A 21,506-nucleotide genomic window follows, 5' to 3' on the forward strand; every position below is an offset into this window, starting at 1 on the left:
TATTTTTTTACTTTTTTGATTCATTTACTTTTTGCTGCAATTCAGGAATAATAGGGTTTTTTACTGCTTCCTCAAATTCATCTAATATTTCACTCGTACTTATAGAATTCTTTTCAATTTTTGTATTACCATACAAAGGAATTATAAGGATACTACCATCTTCCTGTTTGTTAGCAGCAAAAACATATTCATTTCCAGTTTCTAGTAAAGGGTCTCCTTCAAACAAATACAAAGTTTCAATTGTTTCTCCATCTACCTCTTCCTTCAAGTGCCCTCCATATTGATTAATAGTCACTTCTTTAGAAGGAAGTTTTCCTTGTAGTTGATTATTAGCCTCTACTTTAAATTGTGTAGTAGGATAAGCAAGATTATCAATTTCTCCTAACTTTTGTGTTACCTTACCAGTAAAAATATAATCTACTGTACCTGCTAAAATCTGTTTGTTATCAAAATCAGCCATAAATGTAGCTCCGATTTCTATAACATCTTCTTCTACTTTATGTTCTTTAGCATTGACATTTGAATTAACTCCGTTATAACTAAATAATCCAATAACCATTACAGAAATACCTATAAGAATGAATAGAATTTTTCTTTTCATAAACTTATACCTCCTTATCTGAATTTACCAACGTTCTTTTAAATCTGATTTATCATGTGCCCCTAAAAAGTTTTGGCAAATATAACCACTTTTCATAACACTTCCTGCAACGTTATTATGATCGAGATTTAAAGCATGTCCTAATTCATGTAAAGCTGTTTTGTTTCTTTCACATGCAGACATATTATTGAAATAGTTATTATTAAATCTAATTCTATCGGCTCCAGTATATTTTTGCCATGAGCCTAATACACCATCAGATGCAGAATAATCAGTGAAGGATAAGTCTTCTACAGTACTAGTAGTATCACCGGCAATATTGATGATTCCCTCATTATCCCATTGTGTAATACCAGTGTTTCTAGCACTTGTCCATTTAGTACTTCCGTGATATGTTCCCCATCTTATTTCACCATTATCTACGGAATGCTTACTTCTGTCGGTCATGAAATGAGCAGATACTGGATTTACACTTAAAAAAATCAAAAGTAATATTAAAGTAAAGAATAACATAGTTTTTTTCATTCGTTTACCTCCTAATATATTATTGTGAGTCACTCTATCCCCCTTTTTTAAAAATTTAGTATATTACAAGTATATTACAATAGTAATATTATGCAAAAGATTCAAAATACCTATATTTTAATATATTTATATAATTTTAATAGAATCAATTTTCCTTTTTATGAGCTAAACTCCTCTAATAGATGCTCAATATAAATATATGTTCCTGACGCTACCCTTTATTAAAAGATAGCATTCTTATATTTACTTATAATCAAAATAGCGCTTAAAACAGGTGCAAAATTACGTCTAAATTGACACTATGATTTTATCAGCCTATTACACTTGTATCACACTCTATTGATATATAATTGTACTAATAAACTGAATGATTACAGAGATGGGATGATACAATATGAAAATTGCAAGGGGAAGAGAATTACTTACGCCAGATCAAAGACTAGCTCTTATGCAAGTTCCTGAAGATGAGTGGATATTGGGAACCTACTACACTTTTTCCAAACAGGACTTAGAAGTTATTAATAAGCGAAGGAGAGTGGAAAACCGTTTAGGGTTTGCTATTCAATTAGCCGTTCTTAGGTATCCCGGTTGGCCATACACCCATATCAAAAGCATCCCAGATTCAGTCATACATTATATATCGAAACAAATCGGTACCACTCCATCTTCGCTTAGTCATTATCCTCAAAGAGAAAATACACTTTGGGATCATTTGAAAGAAATTCGAAGTGAATATGACTTTGTAACTTTTACTCTGAAAGAATATCGAATGACATTTAAGCATCTTCATCAAATAGCTTTGGAGAATGGTGATGCCATTCATCTATTACATGGATGCATAGATTTTCTAAGAAAAAACAAAATCATACTGCCTGCTATCACTACACTTGAAAGAATAGTGTGGGAAGCGAGAGAAATGGCTGAAAAGAAGCTGTTTAATACGGTTAGTCAATCTCTAACAAACAAGCAAAAAGAAAAGCTTGAAGAAATCATTACTTCGCAGCATCCAATCGAATCCAATAAAACGATATTGGGTTGGTTAAAGGAACCACCGGGTCATCCTTCACCCGAAACATTTCTAAAAGTAATAGAACGACTCGAATACATACGAGGAATTGAATTAGAGACGGTACAAATTAGTCACTTGCATCGTAATCGCCTGTTACAGCTATCTCGATTAGGTTCAAGATATGAGCCTTATGCATTCCGTGACTTTCAGGAAAACAAGCGTTATTCGATATTAGCCATCTATTTATTACATCTTACTCAAGAGTTAACAGATAAAGCCTTTGAAATTCATGATAGACAAATACTAAGTTTGTTATCGAAGGGACGAAAAGCTCAAGAAGAAATTCAAAAACAAAATGGTAAAAAACTGAACGAAAAGGTTATACACTTTACGAACATTGGACAAGCATTAATTAAAGCGAAAGAGGAAAAATTAGACGTTTTCAAGGTTTTGGAATCCGTTATTGAATGGAATTCCTTTGTCTCTTCGGTGGAAGAAGCTCAGTTGCTTGCACGTCCTGCCGACTATGATTATTTAGACTTACTGCAAAAACGATTTTATTCACTTAGAAAATATACGCCAACGCTATTAAGGGTATTGGAATTTCATTCTACAAAGGCAAATGAACCACTTTTACAAGCTGTAGAGATTATCCGGGGAATGAACAAATCTGGAAAGCGAAAAGTACCTGATGACTCACCGGTGGATTTTATTTCAAAACGTTGGAAAAAGCATTTATACGAGGATGATGGTACAACAATCAATCGTCATTACTATGAAATGTCCGTTTTAACAGAACTTCGGGAGCATGTTCGGGCAGGAGATGTTTCCATTGTTGGTAGCAGACAATATAGAGATTTTGAGGAATATTTGTTTTCAGAAGATACATGGAATCAAACGAAGGAGAATACGAGATTATCAGTTAGTTTATCATTCGAAGATTATATAACGGAGAGAACCAGCAGCCTTAATGAAAGGTTAAAGTGGTTAGCTGCCAATTCCAGCAATTTAGACGGAGTTTCTCTTGAGAAAGGAAAGCTGTCAATTGCACGCTTAGAAAAAGATGTTCCAGAAGAAGCAAAAAAAATTAGTGCAAGCCTTTATCAGATGCTCCCAAGAATAAAATTAACCGATTTACTCATGGATGTTGCCTATTTAACAGGATTTCATGAGCAATTCACTCATGCTTCCAATAATCGAAAACCAGATAAAGAAGAAACGATCATTATCATGGCTGCTCTTTTAGGAATGGGAATGAATATTGGATTGAGTAAGATGGCTGATGCAACACCCGGACTTACATATAAGCAACTAGCCAATGTGTCTCAATGGCGCATGTATGAAGATGCAATGAATAAAGCCCAAGCCGTATTAGTAAATTTTCATCACAGATTACAATTGTCTTCCTATTGGGGAGACGGTACAACATCTTCGTCAGATGGTATGAGAATGCAACTAGGAGTTGCATCGCTACATGCTGATGCAAACCCACATTACGGAACTGGAAAAGGAACCACCATCTATCGATTTACGAGTGATCAATTCTCTTCTTACTACACAAAGATTATTCATACTAATTCAAGGGATGCCATTCATGTTTTGGATGGTTTATTACATCACGAGACAGATTTAAACATAGAAGAACATTATACAGACACAGCCGGTTACACTGATCAAATTTTCGGATTGACCCATCTATTAGGATTTAAATTTGCTCCAAGGATAAGAGATCTATCGGACTCAAAATTATTTACAATAGATAAAGCAAGTGAGTATCCAAAGCTAGAAGCTATTTTACGTGGACAAATAAATCCAAAGGTCATTGAAGAAAATTATGGGGATGTTTTGCGATTAGCTCATTCAATAAGAGAAGGAACAGTCTCAGCATCCCTTATTATGGGGAAACTAGGTTCTTATTCAAGACAAAACAGCTTAGCCACAGCCTTACGCGAAATGGGCCGAATAGAAAAAACGATCTTTATTTTGAATTACATTTCGGATGAATCTCTAAGAAGAAAAATACAAAGAGGATTGAATAAAGGAGAAGCCATGAATGGACTGGCAAGAGCTATTTTCTTCGGAAAACAAGGCGAGCTTAGGGAACGAACCATACAGCATCAGCTTCAAAGAGCGAGTGCTTTAAACATAATCATCAATGCTATCAGTATCTGGAATACTCTACATCTAACAAAAGCAGTTGAATACCAAAAACAGACAGGTAGTTTTAATGAAGACTTATTGCACCATATGTCACCTTTAGGCTGGGAACATATTAATTTACTAGGAGAATACCATTTTAATTCGGAGAAAGTGATCTCATTAGATTCTTTAAGACCACTAAAACTTTCTTAACGTTGTTAAAAACGAAAGAATCGTCGGGGAAATGGGCTTAGCGTTGTAAATCCGCATTTTCCTGACGCTACCCCTCAATGGAAACATTACCATTTAAGAACTTAGCAGCACTCTCAAGTTGAGTAGCTTCTTGTGGGGTATATTCCACTTTATTTTCTCTTGTAGGTTCATTTGAACGTTCCAATTCGTGCTTCTGTTCACGATATTTTTGTAAATCTACAACAGTTTCATTATAGGCTTGAACATCACGATTATAATTGCCACGTTCCGTTTCAATACCTTTCTTCTCCATAGCACTCGCTACATATCCTACATGTTGCGTGGGAAGGGTTTCTAGCCCTCTTTCTTTATGGGAACGGTGGTCTATCCGTTCATTGATTCCTTCACGTTCTAGCATCTTATTTGCATGATGTGACCACTCTTTTCTCCATTCCTGAACCAGTTCCTTTTTATCCCAACCGATTAAATCTGTTTTTCTAGTACGCTTTTCGCCCTTCTTGTTGTAAGTAAAATTGCCCTTTTCATCTAAGATATATTCTTTTTTAGACTTCTGCTTTTGCCACTCCCCTTTTTCATCAAAAGGTCGAATAGTAAGCATTATGTGGGCATGAGGATTATTTGCATCATCTCTATGTATTGCTATATCTGCAACCATTCCCTTATCTACAAACTGTTCTTTTGCATAGTTTTTAATTAATTCTTTTTGTTGGCCATGAGAAAGTTCTACTGGCAAAGCTACGTTGATTTCTCGTGCCAACCGACTATTTTTATTCTTTTCAATTTTCTCTACTTCATTCCATAATCGCTGACGATCTTTCACCCATTCAGGCGCATTATCAGGGGCAAGTATCATGGTTTCAGGTTGAACATCACGCTTATAAAATTTCACTTCACCAGTCTGTTCATCCATTAGCTTTTCGCCACTGCGATAGGAAGCAGATGCAACTGCTGACTGCCCCTTTCCTCTTGAAATAGCTTGGACAGAAAAATGATAGATTGCCATGATACTCACTCCTTTCTCTGCTAGATTAAGTGAACCGCAAAATTTACGGTTCATTGATTTACTCACGCTGTCGAGCGTGATATTTTGGAATCGCCTGTAAGGCGAAGCACTTGGTAGCGTTAGTTACCTTTGCCGAAAGGCAAATGCTTTTGTGTTGCGACAGCAACCGCACAACACCTTTCCAAAGGTGTGTAAGTGCGCCCTTACTCATTCTTCGTTGGGGAAATTATAGCATATCTGCCAAATTCACGCTATAATTTTAGTAACTTAATTGCTCGGATTTAGTAGAGTTTAGGAGAACAAAACTGACGAAAAGGAATGAGAATCAATGGCACAAAAAACAGGACAAGAGAAATTAAAAGAAATAGAAATCAAAATAAATCAATTAGAGACACGAAAAAAACGATTAGAAAACCGCATTAAAGAACAAAAGCGGAAGGAACGAACTAGGAGATTAATTCAGGTCGGGGCAATCTTTGAAAAGTATTTTGAATTTGAGGGAGAAGAAGATGCTGAAAAAATTGCACTAGCATATAGTGATTTTGTCAAAAAAGCTAAAGACAACATAGTAAAATTAAGTCTTGAAGATATACAAAAAATACTAGAAGAACGGAGAAAAAAACAATAAAAACTATCTTCAACAATCAGGCGCAATTGTTGATTAAATATTATGTTACGAAAGGTTAAATATCTATATGAGTTATTAGGGGTGTTTTATATGTATAAACTAACCAATGAAGAAAAAAATAAATTATCTAAATTCATAGTTGATGGTTCCCCAGATTCATGGCTATCATTTGCTGAAGAATTAATGGACTCGGCAGAGATTTTGTGGAAACAAAACGATCAATCAATAAGATCTGAAATTATTCATGATAAAACTGAAATCCTTGAATCCAGAAAGATATCAAGTATATCAAGGTCTTATTTTTTATTGATTGGGTTTGCTATAGAAAATCTATTAAAGGGTTTCATTGTTTTTGATGATCCAACAACAATAACAAGTGGAAAAATTAAAAGAATTAAAACTCATAAAATCACTAATCTTATTAAAGAAATAAGTGAGATAAAGCTATCTAAAGAAGAATTAGACGTATGTAAAAAAATAGAAGAAGCTATTCCTTATTGGGGTAGATATCCTATACCTTTGGAAGCTTCAGATATTACTCCAGATATAGGCATAACTTCCGAAACAAGAAAGATTATAAATGATATGTATGGTCGTTTAGCATCTATCCTATATCAAAAGGTCAAAGGTGGCTGGGAGTCTGGGACAGGGGAATATTCGAAATTATATCTTTCTAAATATGAGGAAAGTGATTAGTAAGCTAAACTTTATTATAATAAATCTCCCCCACATTCTGATTTTCAGAATGTAGAGGAGCAATCTAAGCAAAAGATTGAACTGTAAAACCGTTTCAAAAATGAAACCCTAAATCGTAATTATTTCATTTTTATATGTTTACTAAGTAAACATTTACTGTATAATTAAATTAACGAATATTAAAGTTTATGAAAAAGTCTATTTATGGGCTTTTTCCTTTTTTTTCTTCTTATTCATATTTCATTTCTCCTCATCTACTAACCAATTGTAATAGAATGATGTATCACGCTTCTTTTTTCTCTGCTTACTAACCATTTGTTCCTGCTCATGAATCTTAACTATTTCGGATTGGTTCATTAATTCTAACATCCCATTAAGAAAATATTTAGCTAAACCTTCTGTAGAATGAAATTCAATCTCTCCATCTTGCATTTTAGCATACATATAAGCTATTTGACGTTCCACTATCGATGGTTTGATGCTGTCGATGGTATCAATATCTTTTGTACTTAAAAGGCTTAAAATAGCTTGTGTTTGTTTTTTGTTGAATCCTTTTTCTTGAAGGCTTCTTTCTAATCTACTTAATTGTTGTTTTCTTTTACTAAGTATTTCTTCTTCTTTTATTTCTTTATTTAAACCTTTATTTAGAGGGTCCTCTGTTCCTTGTGGCTCAACCATTCCTGAGTTTTTATTGGTTCGATTATCGAATTGGTGTTGGTTCGATTTCCGAACTGGTACTGGTTCGATTTCCGAACTGGTACTGGTTCGATTATCGAACTCCCCTTTTGTATCAACGTTTTCAGCTTGTACATTATTTGGCTTAAAGACATTTTTCCAGTTGAATTCAATTGACCATGGGTAGTCGGAAAACTCTTTAATGTGAAGCCGGTATTTCATATGACCGTCAATTTCTTTACGTTGAATATAATTTTTTTGTAAGAGTTTTTTAAGTCCATTATTAACGGCTTCACGTCCTAAATGGCATGCATTTTGAAGCTCTGTAAATGAGAATTGAAGGCTATTTCCTGCACGTTGCCACCCATATGTATAACGAATCATAAAACCTAAAATTTTAACCTCTGCGATTGTTATGTTCTTTGTTAATAAAATTTCGTCATAAAAGTCATTTGGTGTTTGTGTAAAGTTTGGTGATTCGAATCCGCCGAATCCTGATCCATTTCCCATTAGCAAACCTCCTCTCAAAAATAATTAGATCACTATTTTGTTTTGTGTTCAGGATTTAATAAGTCAGCAAATATGATGCCACCTTTTGTCTCGTAATTAACTATTAAACTATGAGTTGCCATTCTTATAAGATTACTTTGTGTCATTCCAGTTTCTTTCGACATTTTCTCTAGTCTTTCTTTAAGTTCATTCGGAAGACTTACTGGAAACTTCCCATTTGCCATATTATCCCTCCTTTTCTCTAATATTAGATATTAAAAAGATGTTTGTCAAACATATTTTAGATGTTCGACAACGACTATTTCTACAATTTTTTTCAAATTGTTACAAAGTAGATTTGGATTTTAATAGGAACCCCTAGTTATACATAAAATATCTATAAAATATATGTATAACAAGCAACTGTCTCCTTATTTATACATAAAGGATACATATACTTTATGTACAAACTACGACGACCTGTATTTATGGTTTTGCAGTTTTACAGAATTGGTTTGTAGAAACTTCTGGTATTGCATGGTCACTTTGTCTTTTTGTTGATAACGGCAATCTAGGCTTTGCTCATATTGAGCATTGCTGTCTATCGCTAGTTTTAATAATCTGCATTACTATTTTTAAACTCACTCAGTTCATAGATTATTTGAGTCTATTTTTTTATAAAGCAGGAATTCAAATTAAATAGTAGAATAGTAAATGTATATACATTAATACATAAACCTGTATTCACAGTTAATGTATAGAAGAAATGGAGGTAAAAGAATGACTGCAACTGTTATAACCTTCTCTTTGCAAAAAGGAGGGGTTGGAAAAACCACAACGTGTGGTCTTAGTGCTTTTCTTTTGAGTGAAATGGGGTACAAAGTTTTATCTATCGATTTGGACTCCCAGGGCAACCTCACGCAGCTAATTAGTGGGTATGATGATCTCGAACCATTTTATCAAGATACAATTAAGGAAGCGATGGAATATGGAGATGTAAATCCTTATATTAAAATTGCTTCGGATAACCTACACTATGTTGCTGCAGATGATTATTTAGTGTTAATTGCAGATTATAAAGGTCCTAAATCTAAATCAGCTTTATTAAGGGATGCAATTGAAACCATTAAAGATGAATACGATTTTATATTGATAGATACTCCACCAAATTTAAGTATCCAAACGATTAATGCCCTTATTGCGAGTGATCATGTGGTTATTATGTTTGAAACGGCAAAATTTAGTTATAGTGCCATACCTAGATTTATGGACTCTATTGTTGGTGCTAGGAATAACGGAAATCCTAATCTGAAAGTGGCTGGTATACTAGCTACTTTGTCTGATTCAAGGCGAAATGATAGCAAAGAGCTTTTAGAATTAGTAAACGAAGAGTATGGAGATTTGGTCTTCGATACTGTGATTCCACGTAGAGCAGCGATAGGAAGATTATCAGTTTATGGATTTTTTAATAATCCAGAAATTAATCAAGCGACAAAAGTACATGAAGAATTTATCAAGGAGTTGTTATCTCGTGTCACTAAAGGATAAATACAAAAGGCCAGTACCACAAGAAGCACCAAAAAGAAAAGGGAGTTCTGATGTACTAGAAAAGATAGTTAAAAATGACAATCAGTCTGTTTTAACAGAAAAAAAAGTAAAAAAGGCAACATTTGAATTAAGTGTTGATCTACATAAAAGATTACGTACTCATGCAGCATTGAATGATACTACCATGTTAGAAATTGTTGAAAATGCACTTAATGAGTACCTAGATAATCAAAAGTAACCGTATATACAGTTATACAGGTTTACATCTATGCAGTTCTGAATCCCAATAATAAATTTAAAGAAAACAGGTGGTTATATAGCAGAACCACCTGTTTTCTTTTTTAAATACTAACAGTTTCTAAATGATGATTTTCCAATATAGCACTGTAAATATTTTGTGCAATTCTATTAATAACTGGAACAACCACGGAATTTCCTGCTTGCTTATATAAATGTGATTGAGCAATATCTTCTGGGAGAATGAAATCTTCGGGGAATCCTTGTAACATAAAACACTCTTTTGGAGTTAATTTGCGAATACCATGTTTTGCTAGAAGCAGAGGCACATTATGGCCACCAGTTCCCATATTTGCTGTAAGGGTAGGACTTAGATTAGATTTGTTTTCCCTTACATAAACTCTTCTCCATTGATAAAGTGTATCTGGGTTAACCATAGCTTCTTCTAATTGGTCATAGAATTTGTACTTTTCTTTTGTATAGTAGTATTTGTCATCTACTTTAGTATCGAAATCAATAATATCTCTTAGTGTTTTAGTTAATGGGATAGGATCTGGGAACTCAAAATTTCTATAAGCATTTTTATCAAGAAAACCAACAATATAGATTCTTTCTCTGTTTTGAGGAACATTTCCATATTCTGATGCATTCATAACTTTTTCCTTAACATGGTATCCATATTGATGTAATGTGTCCAAAATGACTCTGAATGTATTACCTCCATCATGGCTGACCATATTTTTAACATTTTCAAGAAATACTACTTGAGGCCTTTTGTCCCTTAAAATTCTTGCTACTTGGAAGAACACGTTTCCTCTTTCATCTTCAAAACCTTTTCTATATCCTGCAATCGAAAAAGCTTGGCAAGGGAAACCCGCAAGTAATATATCCATATCAGGAATATCATCACTATCAACATTATTAATATCTTCGGCTATAAGCTCATGATCATGATTTAATTTGTATGTTATACTAGCTTTTTCATCAATTTCATTTGCCCATATGGTTTCAATTCCATTTTGTTTGAAACCTAGCTCAATGCCACCAACACCTGCAAATAATCCTATTGCCTTCAATTTGAATAACCTCCATTTGCGGCGCGCCGCAAAAATAATAGAATAATAGTTATTATACAATAAAAAAACGAACAATGGCTAATTGTTCGTTTCTAAATATAGTTGTTCAAATTCTTCGTAAGTACCTGTTTCAGTAAAGTCTAACAAGAATTCAGTTTCCGATACCTTCGATAGCCTCACACTATCAATTCCTATTGTATTTAACATACTTCTGGTTACTAGAGTACCGGGAGCTAGATTTAAAACATCCCTTAATATCCATTCTCCTAAGTCAGTTAAAGGATTCGAACTAATTGCTTTTCCTCCCTGTTGGACTAGCTTCATGGTTAGTTTTTTCTTGTTTGGTAAGGTTACCTGAAAATGAGGAACTTCTTTTAAATCCATTCCCTTTCGGTAATTGAAGAAATTTGGTTTAGCTTCATGAATCCATGTAGGAACAATAATATATACCTCGTTATGTGGTCTACGAGGACCACCTTTAGATCTAGGGGCGGCGTTCCAAGCATTTAAGCCAGATTTACTTTCTACTTCCCCAGTTCTTGGGCTGTAAAGAGGTAATATAACATAATTATCATACTCAACTGATGCTAGAGATTTTGATTGTTCCATTAGTTCGTTTTTGCTTTTTAATAAAAACTCAAATGGATCATCATAAATAGTAACATTAAATAATTTTAAAGCCTTATCCTCAGGGGTTATAAATCTTTTTAATAGCGTACTTTTAGAAAGAGAAAAAGTATATTCATTATATTTATCAGCAAATTTTATTGTGTTATTATTTGAATTTCCCTTATCAATTTTAATAGAGTCTAAATCAATTTCATCCATAAGTTCTTCGAATAATAACATTTTATTTTTACTTCTAGTTACAAGGTGATAAATCATACCTTCTAAATCAAATGTTCTCTTCGTCATTCTAATACGTTCATTTCGCATTTCTGCTATTTTAATTATTAAGTCTAAGCCTTCCAGATCCTTGAATTCTTGAAGCTCTCGATTAAACTCTGCTACTTTCTGAAATGTTTTCCCATTATTTTGTAGGAATGTTTTTAAACCAATACCTAATTTGTCCTTTGAAGCATCTGCAGAAACATCGCCTCTAGATAAGTTATCTGCGTTAAATGCTTTACAGAATATATTTTCTGCAGCCCTATAGTAAAGAAAAGGATTATTACTTTCAGCGAATAATCTGGATAGAGATCCTGTGATTGTAAGCAATTCTATATAAAGCTCTTGACTATATTTGTTTTGTAGTTGAAAGAATTGATCGCCCATAATTATTTGACTCCATTCGTTATTAAACAATTCTATTTTAATATTGTAGCAAAAATAATCCAATACATATATCCCTATATCTAGCGAAAATTTGTTATATTTAATTAAATGAATGTTCGTGACTGAGGAGGAGTAACAAAAAAGAGGATAGCAATATGCCATCCTCTTCGTATAGTTGAAAAAGCTCATATTATAGAGCCGGTGCCTATTAAGGCTTGATAAAACTATACGTTTATATTTATATGTAAATATATGCAAAATCATTCATAAATGTGAAAGAGTCAATAGTTCTCTAGGAATCCATTGACTCTAACTTGAAAAGCTTATTATATAAGCCCAGTGCCTATTAAGGCTTGATAAGTTATTAAGTTATTAAGTTATTAACTTAATTAAATTGTACAACATCAAAATGTTAAAATCAAGAAATTTATTATTTAATTCCTATTTGTGCTTTAACCATTTCAATAACTTCATTTAATTTATAGTTTTTTAGTGTTCCGATTCTAATGTCTAACCGCGCTTTATCAATTGTCATAATATCAGCGGCAATTATTTTTGAAGGATCTTTATCTAATGCCCCCGACGCCATATCATCATTTGTTAATTTAATATTGTTTTTTGGATCTATTACATTGCCGTCTCCTTCAATTGGAACAACATTGACTTTTTCAGAATATATATTTTTCTTTTTATTGGATATAACAACACATAAATGGTTTCCAATTAGTTCTCTACCTACATTATCGTCCAAAATAATCACATTATATACATCACCTCTCGCAGGGCGGGTAGGGTGTAATTTTTTAGGATCATTTCTTTTTTGAATAGCGTGAGCTTTAGAAACTTGATCTAATTCACATTTTTTTGGAATAGATTTTATAGTCGATAGAGTTTTTCTAAAATCTTTCTGTTTTAGATTAGTAATTATACTAGATAATTCATTGTTTAGTATTTCTATTTTTTTTTGTTCTAGTGGGTCATTATGTGTCAAGACTTTCTCCCCTTTTCTTATTATATAAAAATTATACATTTATAATGTTAGAATTGGTATGGAAATTTTTTTGTAACTATAGGATTACGAATTATAGCTATTTTTATTTTATGATAGAATGTAAATGATAGAAATTATTTTAAATAAAGAAAATCCCTAGTATATTGAATACACCAGGGATTTTTATATATTTTAGTTTTGCAATGGTTGTTTATGATTATATCGAATTGTGAATAGAGGGTCTTTTTGATAGGAAAATGTTACAACTTGTCTATTAACGTTAGGGACAGGATAAGATACCTCGTTAATTTCAGCCCCTTGTTCGTCAATACCTTTTGTTAAACTGCCATCTAATTCTACCATTCTAGGTAAAATAACGGTAACTTCGACTCTTCCACCTTGTGGATGAATTCCTAAGCCATCAAATGGTACACGAATTTCAAATTCATAACTGTTTGAGTTAGGTTCAACTGGAAATATTTTATACTCATATGTTAATTCGTAAGTGTTATTAGATCCAGCTACAGGGACAAGTTGTGATTTTTTTAATAACGATAGAAGTAGTAACTTTGCTGCGTCACTTAAAGTTTCTGAGGGATTTCCGTTGAGCGCTTGTTCCTGAATATCTTCTGTCCCTTCAATAAGGGTGCTTGCTTTAAAAGGTGTTATTTCCAATCCTTGCAAATCCAAAATTTTAAATAGCTCTGGATTTGCTGTTATACCACTCGGAACGTAATATTCATCTTTAATAGGTTCGTCCGAGTGTAAAAGTGTTTTAACTAAAACAGTATCAAAACTATTTTTGTTATAACGAGAAGTACCATTAACAAAAATCATAACGTCTTGTAATTTAATATTTGGCATATAAATCTCTCCCTTGGTATTTTTAGGACTTGTCTGTTTGATAGATTATAAGTACTAAGGATATACATAGACTTTACTTCATGTGCTACACCTCTTTCTAATTTCATCCAGGGTCAACTTCGGCTTTCATTACTTATATGTATTTGAAGATATTAAATCTTTCTTTTTCTGAAAAAAATTAGCCACCCTATTTTTAAATTTGGGTGGCTAATATCTATACTTTATATTTAGAGGAGTTGAATCGAAGATGCGGACAGCATATATTCGACGTATTACCAAGGATCTAATCAAAAAAAATAATTATTCTCCCCCTATTCCTGTTGATGATTTAGTGTTTAAATCTGGTCTTGAACTTCGGGAAGTCTCATCTGAGATGGATATTGATGCAAAATTCGATCCCCAGAAAATGAGAATAACTGTGAATAGACTGGAAACTAATCTATTTAGACGTAGGTTCTCAGTTGCCCATGAGCTAGGGCACTTTATTCTACAGCATCATATAAATCCTTGGGAATATGAAGATCGAGATACAGGTAAGTCTTTTATAGAGCCTGAAGCAGATGAGTTTGCAGGATCATTGCTTCTTCCGGAACATTTATTATCGGAACAGATAAAAAAAGGTACCCCCTTAAAAGATATACAAAAAATGTTTCAAGTTAGTAACCAAGCCTTATGGGTAAGAATTGAAATTTATAAATTAACGAATTTCCTAAGAGTTTGAATAAACTCTTCTCTTTCTTTCTCTTCGTCCTGAATTAAAATTTGCTTTTCCATATCTACCATAGCTTTATACTGTTGCTTCTTAGTTAATCCTTTAGCTCTAGGTAAGTGAGGAACAGATATATTTATATCTTTATTAGAAATAATTATTGATTTTTCTCTCATTCCATTAATAAAATCATTAACTGGTATATTGAGAGTGCTTAACAGATTTAAAACTTGGTCTATCTCTAACTTCCAAGGAAATATTTTGCCGTTCAGTATTTCTTTTAAAGTATGAGAGTTAATTTTTACTTTTTCACTCAGATGTTCACTATCTAATCCCATATCGTCCATTGCAAATTCAATGATTGTGGAACTATCTAAATTCATATTTTTGGTTGATAATCTATCAAGTTCATTTAATTCTTCTTCAGTACAAAACTCTAATATCCTTTCTTTTCTTTCTTTAGAGGACATATTGGCAATATCTTTCAAATTATTTATTGTAAATAGGTTAGGTTTTTTAGTAAAATTTTTTGAATTTAATATTTCATCAAAATTTAACCTAGAATTATTCATTTTTAACACTCCGTTTATTTTTAGGGCTCTTATGAGAGCCCTTTTATTTTATAATCTGGAAAGTACTTATTCAGTACAGCTTGTAGCTTCTTTTTTGTCTTGTGATTACGTTGGTCAACTTGACTAACTGTCCACCCGAGAAGGTTGGCAATTTCCTTTGATGAATATCCTTCATCATATTTTAGGATAAATGCTCTGTAGGAATTAGATGGTAATGATTGAATTGCATCATATAACTTTTCCTGCTGTCTATCAGTTAAGGATGAATTTTTACTATTTATATATTCTTTGTCCTTTTCGATAAAGATGGGATTGTTGTTTTCCGTAGTATCCACTAGAGCTTCTTTCTTTTTTCGTATAAAGTTCTTTGCAAGAAATTTTATCGCCTGACAAATCCATGAGCGAAACGGTATACCAGGTTCAATCTTATCTATCTTCTCAAATACTAATAAAATTAATTGCCCTGTTATCTCCTCGTAATCGTCATTTCTTAATTTAGTACCCATTGTTGCCGCGGTTTCATTGGCTAAATATCTGACCTTTTTGGGTAGCCAATGATGTAAAAAACTCTTTAAAATAGGATCGTTAAAAGATTCCTTTTTAAAGCAATGATACAAATCGTTAAAATCCATTGCTAACATTCCTTTCGCCGTATTGACCCAGTTCTTTGGTTTGATTTATTTGTTCTAATACATATATGTGTTTAAAAACAGAAAATCTTTCCTTTGAATCTGATTATTTTATTTTTATTGTTATAGGCCAATACCACTTGCAGGATTGTCCTCAAATAATGTTCCATATTTGATATAACGATTTAAGGAATCAGCTTTTCGGTGCCTAGTTTGACGCATAATCTGGTGTTCATTTTTCCCCGCCCTCGCAGCCGTCGAACAAAATCCACTTCGTAAACTATGTGCCCCATAGTTATCTGGATCTAGTCCTACTTTTTCACAACATTTCCGCACAACTAACCGTACAGACTGATCTGTAAGTCTTTCCTTTATATTTCCATGACGGTCAATCCCTCTGAAAATAGCCCCACTCGTAATACCTGAAGCTTCTAACCAGTCTTGCATACTCCGCACGGGGCAAGTTAATGGGTTACTGCCATATGGCAAGGCAATTTCTTGCCCTTCTCCAAATTGATCCGTTTTACTGGTCCGGATTAATACCAACAGTCCGTCTCGAGTAAACGTTAAGTCCTCCACATTAAGCGAAACGATTTCACTGCGGCGCATGGCCCCTGCCCACCCCACAACTAATATGGCCCGGTTTCGTATGCCGATAATCCGGTCCTCTGGTAACACTTCCACAATTCTTCGTAAGTCCTGCAGCCACAACGCTTCTTTTCCTTCTTCTCTTTTTCCGATATCCCGAAGGAGGCCGTCCCAAACCCCTTTTACCAATACAGACTTGGTTGGACTTGGGTATCTTGCAGTTTTGTGCCGTTGCGAAATGGCCGTCATTTTTCGTTTAATTGTCGATGCCTTATGCTCTTTGCCTAGATATGTAATGTAATAGGATACCGTTTCCGCTGTTGCTGGAAGGGATTCTAAATGGTTCTCATCACACCAGGAAACAAACTGTTGCCAATCCGACCCGTATGCTCGTTTCGTATTTTCCGCCTTGGAATGCTCTAAATGTTTTTTGGCTGCGTTATGAAGATCTACTATTTCCGTAGATAGATTCATGGTTTCGATATTTTTTAATTCGAAAGACATTCTCTTTTCCCCTTTCTAAGTATCGATAAACGCCCTTATCGATACTTAGATTTTCTTTTATTCTATCATATTTTTGGAACTTTAACTGTATCATTAACCTAAATATATTTGATACAGAAATACAGAAATCTGTAAATACAGGTGTTTTATTATGGACAGTACTCGGCATAGATTAAAGAAGACTAACTCAATATGTATGCTTAAGGTATAAAGGTCAATTGACCTTGCTATTGAAAAAAGAAATGACGCTGAGTAAATACTACGGTGAAGTGTGTTATGGAGATGAAGGATTATTTGAGGAATTGATGAATCCAATTTTCCCAGTACATCTTGTAAAAACTACGAGGAATATGTAAGAAAAGCGAAAGAATACAAGAACGAACAAATAGAAGTGTTAACTGATAAAGTCTTAGAAGAATCAAAAAGAGATAGGCGGATTGAACGTGAAGTAAATAGTAAAATGATAGATTTCAATATATGGCTATAAAAGTTTTTAAAAAGATCAAAAGCAACTCCAAGATTTTAGTTTTAATGGATTTAACTAGCGAAATTATGAATATAATCTAATTTTCCTTGTTGTTCATTGTGCTTCTTACATTAGGCAATTTTATAAGTAAATCCTACCTATTTATTATATTTAAGGTAGGATTTACTTATAAATATTTATTTCATTTTTTCACCAGTTATTATTTTTTTTCCTGAAGGTGAGTTAGTATCTTCATCCCAAAAAATTTGATATTCATAGGAGTTATTTTCTAATATATTTCTGATTCTTGTTTTTATGTCTGGATGAATATCCAAATTTTCAAATTCAGATATGGGATACCAATCACACTCTCCTTCTTCTCCTTCTCTTTTTAGCACTCCTGAAAAGTCATCTGAATAGTAATCAATATAGATAAATTGTTCACCTTTCTTTTCATTGATATACCCAGATAATCCTTCAAGTTGTAAATTATTTAAAGTGAGTCCTGTTTCTTCAAGTACCTCTCTCTTTGCAGACTCTTCGAAGGTTTCCGGAAATTGAATTTTCCCCCCAGGAGGTACTAGTCCAAAGAAATCTCCTTTATTTCTATTTATTAATAAAATATTATTATCTTTCACAATTACTATTAAATTCCAAAACTTATAATTAATATTTTTCATAATCACCATACTTTCTAATTATATATATATATATTCTATCATAAGTTGTTATAATTTTCTTTCTTCATCTGAAATTGTAAGGTAAGATACTTTTTCTTCAGAAATACTGTTAAAAATAATTTCTTTGTGATAGATTGGTACGTCTTGTTCAGATTCCAATTTTTCTAAACTTACCCACATAGAATCTAAATGCATTTCTTTTTTATGGAGATCGCCTTCCCCCTCTCCCTTATAAAATAAACATACAGACTGTTCCATTTTTTCTTTGCTAATAAAAGTAACAATTCCCGTAAGAATAGGATTAACCATTATTAATCCAGTTTCTTCCTGAACTTCACGTATAACAGCTTTATCGGGGGTTTCTCCAAATTCAACATGACCTCCGGGAGGAATTAGCTTGTTATGTATTGAAGAGCTTGGTTTATTTTTTCTGATAAAAAGAACTTCATCTTGAGAGTTTTTAACAATTCCAGATACTTGTACTCGAATTAAATCGCCTCTTTTTCCATTTGTAAATAAATCTGTAAATCTTCTATATTTGCTCTTTGATTCTCCAACTAATATTTGCTTCAACCAACTAGGAATAGAAACCTTAGAGTTATTATTTAGCATCTCAATCTCTACTTCATAGTCTTTTTTTTCTAAATATATATTCTCATCAAGAAAGATTGTAAATTCATTCATTTCGTAACAATATCTATTAGTTTGAAGACATCCTAAAAATCTTATATCTTTTTTTAAATAAAGTTTTGATATTAAGTCTTGTACATTATTAGGAAGTACACCAAATAGAACAAATTTATCCTTTTCCTCAGTCGAAATTTCTAATTGATACTCATCAGCTTCTCTTCGATTTAATTCTTTTTTTGTTTCTTGTTTTAAAATGAAGAATGTTTTATTTGATACGTCTCGTAATTTACATGACCAATTATTCCTATAATAAAAAAAGTCATCAGTATCAAAATAGTAATTTATCTGTTTAAAAAGTTTCAATTTGCTACGGGTTGGAAGCGTATTTAATTTGTTTTTTACTTGAAGGGGTAGTGTCAGGAAAATGCGGATTTACAACGCTAAGCACATTTTCCCGACGCTCCCTTCTTTATGGGCTATGAAATTTTTATTTTTTCATTTTTCGATATAGTGTCATTCTAGAGACACCAGCTTTTTCTGCAGCTTCTGTAAGTGTTATCCCTTGTTCAACAAGATAAAATGCGTAATTTAATTTTTCTTTATCTATTGGAGGTCTTCCCGGAAATTTACCACGTTTTTTTGCTGCCATAATTTTTTTGCTGCCATAATACCTTCCTTTGTCCGTTCGGAGGTTAGGTCTCGCTCAAATTGAGCAATTCCTGCAAAGACAGTAAATAGCATTTTCCCATGCGCTGTTGTTGTATCGAGCCAAGATTCTTTTAAACTTTTCAAATTCGCTCCTTTGTTAGAAATCAATTCTGCAATCTCAATCAAGTCTTTTGTTGAACGAGAAAGTCGGGTAAGATCTGTAACTACTACGGTATCTCCTGTACGAAGAAATTCTAACATTCGGTTTAGTTCTGGCCGGTTCCGTTTAACGCCAGTGATTTTTTCATAAAATATTTGCTCGCAGCCGAAGTCTTTTAATTCTTGTTCCTGACGATCTAAGTTTTGATCCATAGTGGACACTCTCATGTATCCAAACTTCATCTAATTTCACATCCTTTTTTATTTCATTGTATCAAAAACGCAATTTGATTAATAAAGTTACAGATTGATTTTGTTACACATTTTTGTTACAACTAGATTGCTATTTTCTGATCTCTAATATTGCACAATTGTTCTTGTCACAAAAACGACCATTTTTGTGACAATGATTAAATAATATTCAGTTAGGGTATTACCATATTTTATAAGTATCTGCTTTGAATTAGCGACGGGTTAGTTCCACTAAAATATTGAGTTGTACTTTAGAAAAAAGATTGATTAAAATACTCCCTTTAGTCCTTATTTAACAGCAAATACAATTGGATCGCTGTAAACAATAATAAAATAAGCCATTAGTTACATACTGAATTAAAAGTTGTATTTTTAATATCATCAAAAACCCTTTGAATAAGGGTACTTAATAATTATAAATAGATAGTGAAATTTTTCTATTTCATAAAAAATAAAGCTAAAATACTAATATTACCGTCTAATATATAGAAGGTAATAATTCAAGGAGGTGTAATTTTTGAAGGCTCTTATTAAAAAAGCACAGAATAGTGATGAAAAAGCATTTACTAAAATATTCGAAAAATATGAATCGGATTTATATAAAGTTGCATATGTGTATGTTGGCAATCAAGATGCTGCTTTAGATGTACTTCAAGAAACCGCATATCGTTCATTTAAGTCAATTAAAAATCTAAAGGAAAATCAGTATTTAAAAACTTGGTTAATAAAAATTGCGATAAATTGTTCACTAGATTTTATTCGTGCTCAGAAAAAAAATCAGATAATTGATAAAGATATTGATATAGAAAATATGGCTCTGGTAAGCGAGGACACAGAAGATTTTACTGACAACATAGTTCGGAAAATTACTTTAGACGATCTAATCCATCAGTTAGAACCTATTGAAAAAACAGTGATTATTTTAAGATTCTATAATGACTTAACAATAAAGCAAGTATCGGAGATATTAGAAATGCCTCTAGGAACTGTCAAAACTACATTATATAGAGCTTTAAAGAAATTACGAAATGATATAATGGAGGGATAAAGAATGAATAAGGTTAAACAAGAATTAGATAAAATCACCATTCCCGAAGACATAAAACGTAAAAGAGAAATAGGGATAAATCTTGCGAAATCAGAAATGCCTCGTAAAAAAAGAAATATCTATCCTGTATTTGCAATAGCGATTCCAGTTTTTCTAATATTTTTAAGTATGCTATATTTTAATAACGATAATCCGCCAAGCAATCCAAATTTAAGAACTATAGAGTCTGATTACGTTATTGATATTAATGATCCTAAAGCTGTTGTTGAATTTGCAGATAATGTATTTATCGGGACTGTAAAAAGAACAGCAGAGACGATTAAAAATAACTATCCTGAAACAAAATATGAGATAAATGAGATAGTGAACATTAAGGGGAATTTAAGTGAATCTGAAGTTATTAATCAAATTGGCGGATACGAGGGAAATGACTTATTTCTAATGGAAGGTGATGAACTTCTTAAAGAAAATAGTACTTACTTATTCGCTACTATAAATGGTGAAGATAATAATACAAAGACCATTATTCCAGTTGGTGGAAGTATTGTTATTAACGGGGAAAAAGAGAGAGAGGAAATTAAAGAAAAGTACTTAAATATTTATGAAGCTAAGTAACCAAAGAGATCATGATCTCTTTGGTTACTTATTTTTT

Annotated in this window: 22 protein-coding genes and 1 pseudogene; 8 read left to right on the forward strand and 15 right to left on the reverse strand. The window is 32.6% G+C overall.

The features are described 5' to 3' along the window. Positions 1-7 precede the first annotated feature (7 nt). Positions 8-601: a hypothetical protein gene (locus JF53_RS06640; RefSeq protein WP_047981748.1), complete on the reverse strand. Its 594-nt coding sequence runs from the start codon at positions 599-601 to the stop codon at positions 8-10. A 24-nt stretch (positions 602-625) separates the two neighbouring features. Further along, positions 626-1,126, reverse strand: a complete 501-nt coding sequence (locus tag JF53_RS06645) for a matrixin family metalloprotease (protein ID WP_047981747.1) — start codon at positions 1,124-1,126, stop codon at positions 626-628. A gap of 394 nt (positions 1,127-1,520) precedes the next feature. On the opposite strand from JF53_RS06645, the gene JF53_RS06650 reads away from it, so the two are divergent. Beyond that, positions 1,521-4,487 (forward strand): Tn3 family transposase, encoded by a 2,967-nt coding sequence (locus JF53_RS06650; RefSeq protein WP_047981746.1) that lies wholly within the window; start codon positions 1,521-1,523, stop codon positions 4,485-4,487. Positions 4,488-4,554: 67 nt separating this feature from the next. Here the strand turns inward: JF53_RS06650 and mobQ are convergent, their stop codons facing one another. Further along, positions 4,555-5,490: a MobQ family relaxase gene (gene mobQ / locus JF53_RS06655; protein WP_053071979.1), complete on the reverse strand. Its 936-nt coding sequence runs from the start codon at positions 5,488-5,490 to the stop codon at positions 4,555-4,557. A 328-nt stretch (positions 5,491-5,818) separates the two neighbouring features. Between mobQ and JF53_RS06660 the strand changes: the two genes are divergently transcribed. Next, positions 5,819-6,118 carry a DUF3847 domain-containing protein gene (locus JF53_RS06660; protein WP_047982108.1) on the forward strand — a complete coding sequence of 100 codons (300 nt, stop codon included), beginning with the start codon at positions 5,819-5,821 and terminating at the stop codon, positions 6,116-6,118. A 90-nt stretch (positions 6,119-6,208) separates the two neighbouring features. Further along, positions 6,209-6,814, forward strand: coding sequence for a hypothetical protein (locus tag JF53_RS06665; RefSeq protein ID WP_047982109.1), 606 nt, complete (start codon positions 6,209-6,211; stop codon positions 6,812-6,814). Positions 6,815-7,054: 240 nt separating this feature from the next. Here the strand turns inward: JF53_RS06665 and JF53_RS17430 are convergent, their stop codons facing one another. Then, positions 7,055-7,999 (reverse strand): replication protein, encoded by a 945-nt coding sequence (locus JF53_RS17430; protein ID WP_047982110.1) that lies wholly within the window; start codon positions 7,997-7,999, stop codon positions 7,055-7,057. 32 nt (positions 8,000-8,031) lie between these two features. Then, entirely contained in the window at positions 8,032-8,223 is a 192-nt protein-coding gene (locus JF53_RS06675; protein ID WP_047982111.1) for a ribbon-helix-helix domain-containing protein, read from the reverse strand. Positions 8,224-8,758: 535 nt separating this feature from the next. Here JF53_RS06675 and JF53_RS06680 point away from each other — a divergent pair. Together JF53_RS06680 and JF53_RS06685 are read left to right on the forward strand one after the other, a co-directional pair. Beyond that, entirely contained in the window at positions 8,759-9,526 is a 768-nt protein-coding gene (locus JF53_RS06680; protein WP_047982112.1) for a ParA family protein, read from the forward strand. Next, positions 9,510-9,764 (forward strand): hypothetical protein, encoded by a 255-nt coding sequence (locus JF53_RS06685; RefSeq protein ID WP_047982113.1) that lies wholly within the window; start codon positions 9,510-9,512, stop codon positions 9,762-9,764. Before JF53_RS06680 ends, JF53_RS06685 begins: the two co-directional genes overlap by 17 nt. 103 nt (positions 9,765-9,867) lie before the next feature. Here the strand turns inward: JF53_RS06685 and dcm are convergent, their stop codons facing one another. The 4 genes from dcm to JF53_RS06705 all read right to left on the reverse strand — a co-directional run bounded on the left by dcm (position 9,868) and on the right by JF53_RS06705 (position 13,969). Further along, entirely contained in the window at positions 9,868-10,839 is a 972-nt protein-coding gene (gene dcm / locus JF53_RS06690; RefSeq protein ID WP_047982114.1) for a DNA cytosine methyltransferase, read from the reverse strand. Between the two features lie 78 nt (positions 10,840-10,917). Then, positions 10,918-12,114, reverse strand: a complete 1,197-nt coding sequence (locus tag JF53_RS06695) for a phospholipase D-like domain-containing protein (protein ID WP_047982115.1) — start codon at positions 12,112-12,114, stop codon at positions 10,918-10,920. A 430-nt stretch (positions 12,115-12,544) separates the two neighbouring features. Beyond that, positions 12,545-13,105, reverse strand: a complete 561-nt coding sequence (locus JF53_RS06700) for a type II toxin-antitoxin system PemK/MazF family toxin (RefSeq protein WP_053071981.1) — start codon at positions 13,103-13,105, stop codon at positions 12,545-12,547. A 192-nt stretch (positions 13,106-13,297) separates the two neighbouring features. Beyond that, entirely contained in the window at positions 13,298-13,969 is a 672-nt protein-coding gene (locus JF53_RS06705; RefSeq protein ID WP_047982117.1) for a hypothetical protein, read from the reverse strand. A 247-nt stretch (positions 13,970-14,216) separates the two neighbouring features. Between JF53_RS06705 and JF53_RS06710 the strand changes: the two genes are divergently transcribed. Further along, on the forward strand, positions 14,217-14,690 hold the full coding sequence (locus JF53_RS06710; RefSeq protein ID WP_053071983.1) for an ImmA/IrrE family metallo-endopeptidase: 474 nt from the start codon (positions 14,217-14,219) through the stop codon (positions 14,688-14,690). Here the strand turns inward: JF53_RS06710 and JF53_RS06715 are convergent. The 6 genes and pseudogenes from JF53_RS06715 to JF53_RS06740 form a co-directional block, all read right to left on the reverse strand. Beyond that, entirely contained in the window at positions 14,660-15,250 is a 591-nt protein-coding gene (locus JF53_RS06715) for a hypothetical protein (RefSeq protein ID WP_047982118.1), read from the reverse strand. The genes JF53_RS06710 and JF53_RS06715 overlap by 31 nt on opposite strands. Positions 15,251-15,279: 29 nt before the next feature. After that, positions 15,280-15,882 carry an RNA polymerase sigma factor gene (locus JF53_RS06720; RefSeq protein WP_047982119.1) on the reverse strand — a complete coding sequence of 201 codons (603 nt, stop codon included), beginning with the start codon at positions 15,880-15,882 and terminating at the stop codon, positions 15,280-15,282. Between the two features lie 120 nt (positions 15,883-16,002). After that, positions 16,003-16,971: a tyrosine-type recombinase/integrase gene (locus JF53_RS06725; protein ID WP_047982120.1), complete on the reverse strand. Its 969-nt coding sequence runs from the start codon at positions 16,969-16,971 to the stop codon at positions 16,003-16,005. A 663-nt stretch (positions 16,972-17,634) separates the two neighbouring features. After that, positions 17,635-18,117, reverse strand: coding sequence for an NUDIX domain-containing protein (locus JF53_RS06730; RefSeq protein WP_053071991.1), 483 nt, complete (start codon positions 18,115-18,117; stop codon positions 17,635-17,637). Positions 18,118-18,165: 48 nt separating this feature from the next. Then, on the reverse strand, positions 18,166-19,110 hold the full coding sequence (locus JF53_RS06735) for an NUDIX domain-containing protein (protein WP_047982137.1): 945 nt from the start codon (positions 19,108-19,110) through the stop codon (positions 18,166-18,168). Positions 19,111-19,234: 124 nt separating this feature from the next. Beyond that, positions 19,235-19,797 (reverse strand): annotated as a pseudogene (locus JF53_RS06740) (recombinase family protein). Positions 19,798-20,323: 526 nt separating this feature from the next. Here JF53_RS06740 and JF53_RS06745 point away from each other — a divergent pair. After that, positions 20,324-20,854 carry a sigma-70 family RNA polymerase sigma factor gene (locus JF53_RS06745; protein WP_047982124.1) on the forward strand — a complete coding sequence of 177 codons (531 nt, stop codon included), beginning with the start codon at positions 20,324-20,326 and terminating at the stop codon, positions 20,852-20,854. A gap of 3 nt (positions 20,855-20,857) precedes the next feature. Further along, complete coding sequence (locus tag JF53_RS06750; RefSeq protein ID WP_047982125.1) at positions 20,858-21,469, forward strand: hypothetical protein; 612 nt, start codon at positions 20,858-20,860, stop codon at positions 21,467-21,469. The last annotated feature ends 37 nt before the right edge of the window (positions 21,470-21,506 follow it).

The sequence above is a fragment of the Ornithinibacillus contaminans genome (assembly GCF_001038425.2).
Lineage (GTDB): Bacteria > Bacillota > Bacilli > Bacillales > Amphibacillaceae > Ornithinibacillus > Ornithinibacillus contaminans.

Excerpts from the sequence above, each read along its gene's own strand:
- JF53_RS06640 (WP_047981748.1), bottom strand. The coding sequence starts at position 601 with ATGAAAAGAAAAATTCTATTCATTCTTATAGGTATTTCTGTAATGGTT.
- JF53_RS06645 (WP_047981747.1), bottom strand. The coding sequence starts at position 1,126 with ATGAAAAAAACTATGTTATTCTTTACTTTAATATTACTTTTGATTTTT.
- JF53_RS06650 (WP_047981746.1), top strand. The coding sequence starts at position 1,521 with ATGAAAATTGCAAGGGGAAGAGAATTACTTACGCCAGATCAAAGACTA.
- mobQ (WP_053071979.1), bottom strand. The coding sequence starts at position 5,490 with ATGGCAATCTATCATTTTTCTGTCCAAGCTATTTCAAGAGGAAAGGGG.
- JF53_RS06660 (WP_047982108.1), top strand. The coding sequence starts at position 5,819 with ATGGCACAAAAAACAGGACAAGAGAAATTAAAAGAAATAGAAATCAAA.
- JF53_RS06665 (WP_047982109.1), top strand. The coding sequence starts at position 6,209 with ATGTATAAACTAACCAATGAAGAAAAAAATAAATTATCTAAATTCATA.
- JF53_RS17430 (WP_047982110.1), bottom strand. The coding sequence starts at position 7,999 with ATGGGAAATGGATCAGGATTCGGCGGATTCGAATCACCAAACTTTACA.
- JF53_RS06675 (WP_047982111.1), bottom strand. The coding sequence starts at position 8,223 with ATGGCAAATGGGAAGTTTCCAGTAAGTCTTCCGAATGAACTTAAAGAA.
- JF53_RS06680 (WP_047982112.1), top strand. The coding sequence starts at position 8,759 with ATGACTGCAACTGTTATAACCTTCTCTTTGCAAAAAGGAGGGGTTGGA.
- JF53_RS06695 (WP_047982115.1), bottom strand. The coding sequence starts at position 12,114 with ATGGGCGATCAATTCTTTCAACTACAAAACAAATATAGTCAAGAGCTT.
- JF53_RS06705 (WP_047982117.1), bottom strand. The coding sequence starts at position 13,969 with ATGCCAAATATTAAATTACAAGACGTTATGATTTTTGTTAATGGTACT.
- JF53_RS06710 (WP_053071983.1), top strand. The coding sequence starts at position 14,217 with ATGCGGACAGCATATATTCGACGTATTACCAAGGATCTAATCAAAAAA.
- JF53_RS06715 (WP_047982118.1), bottom strand. The coding sequence starts at position 15,250 with ATGAATAATTCTAGGTTAAATTTTGATGAAATATTAAATTCAAAAAAT.
- JF53_RS06720 (WP_047982119.1), bottom strand. The coding sequence starts at position 15,882 with ATGGATTTTAACGATTTGTATCATTGCTTTAAAAAGGAATCTTTTAAC.
- JF53_RS06725 (WP_047982120.1), bottom strand. The coding sequence starts at position 16,971 with ATGTCTTTCGAATTAAAAAATATCGAAACCATGAATCTATCTACGGAA.
- JF53_RS06730 (WP_053071991.1), bottom strand. The coding sequence starts at position 18,117 with ATGAAAAATATTAATTATAAGTTTTGGAATTTAATAGTAATTGTGAAA.
- JF53_RS06750 (WP_047982125.1), top strand. The coding sequence starts at position 20,858 with ATGAATAAGGTTAAACAAGAATTAGATAAAATCACCATTCCCGAAGAC.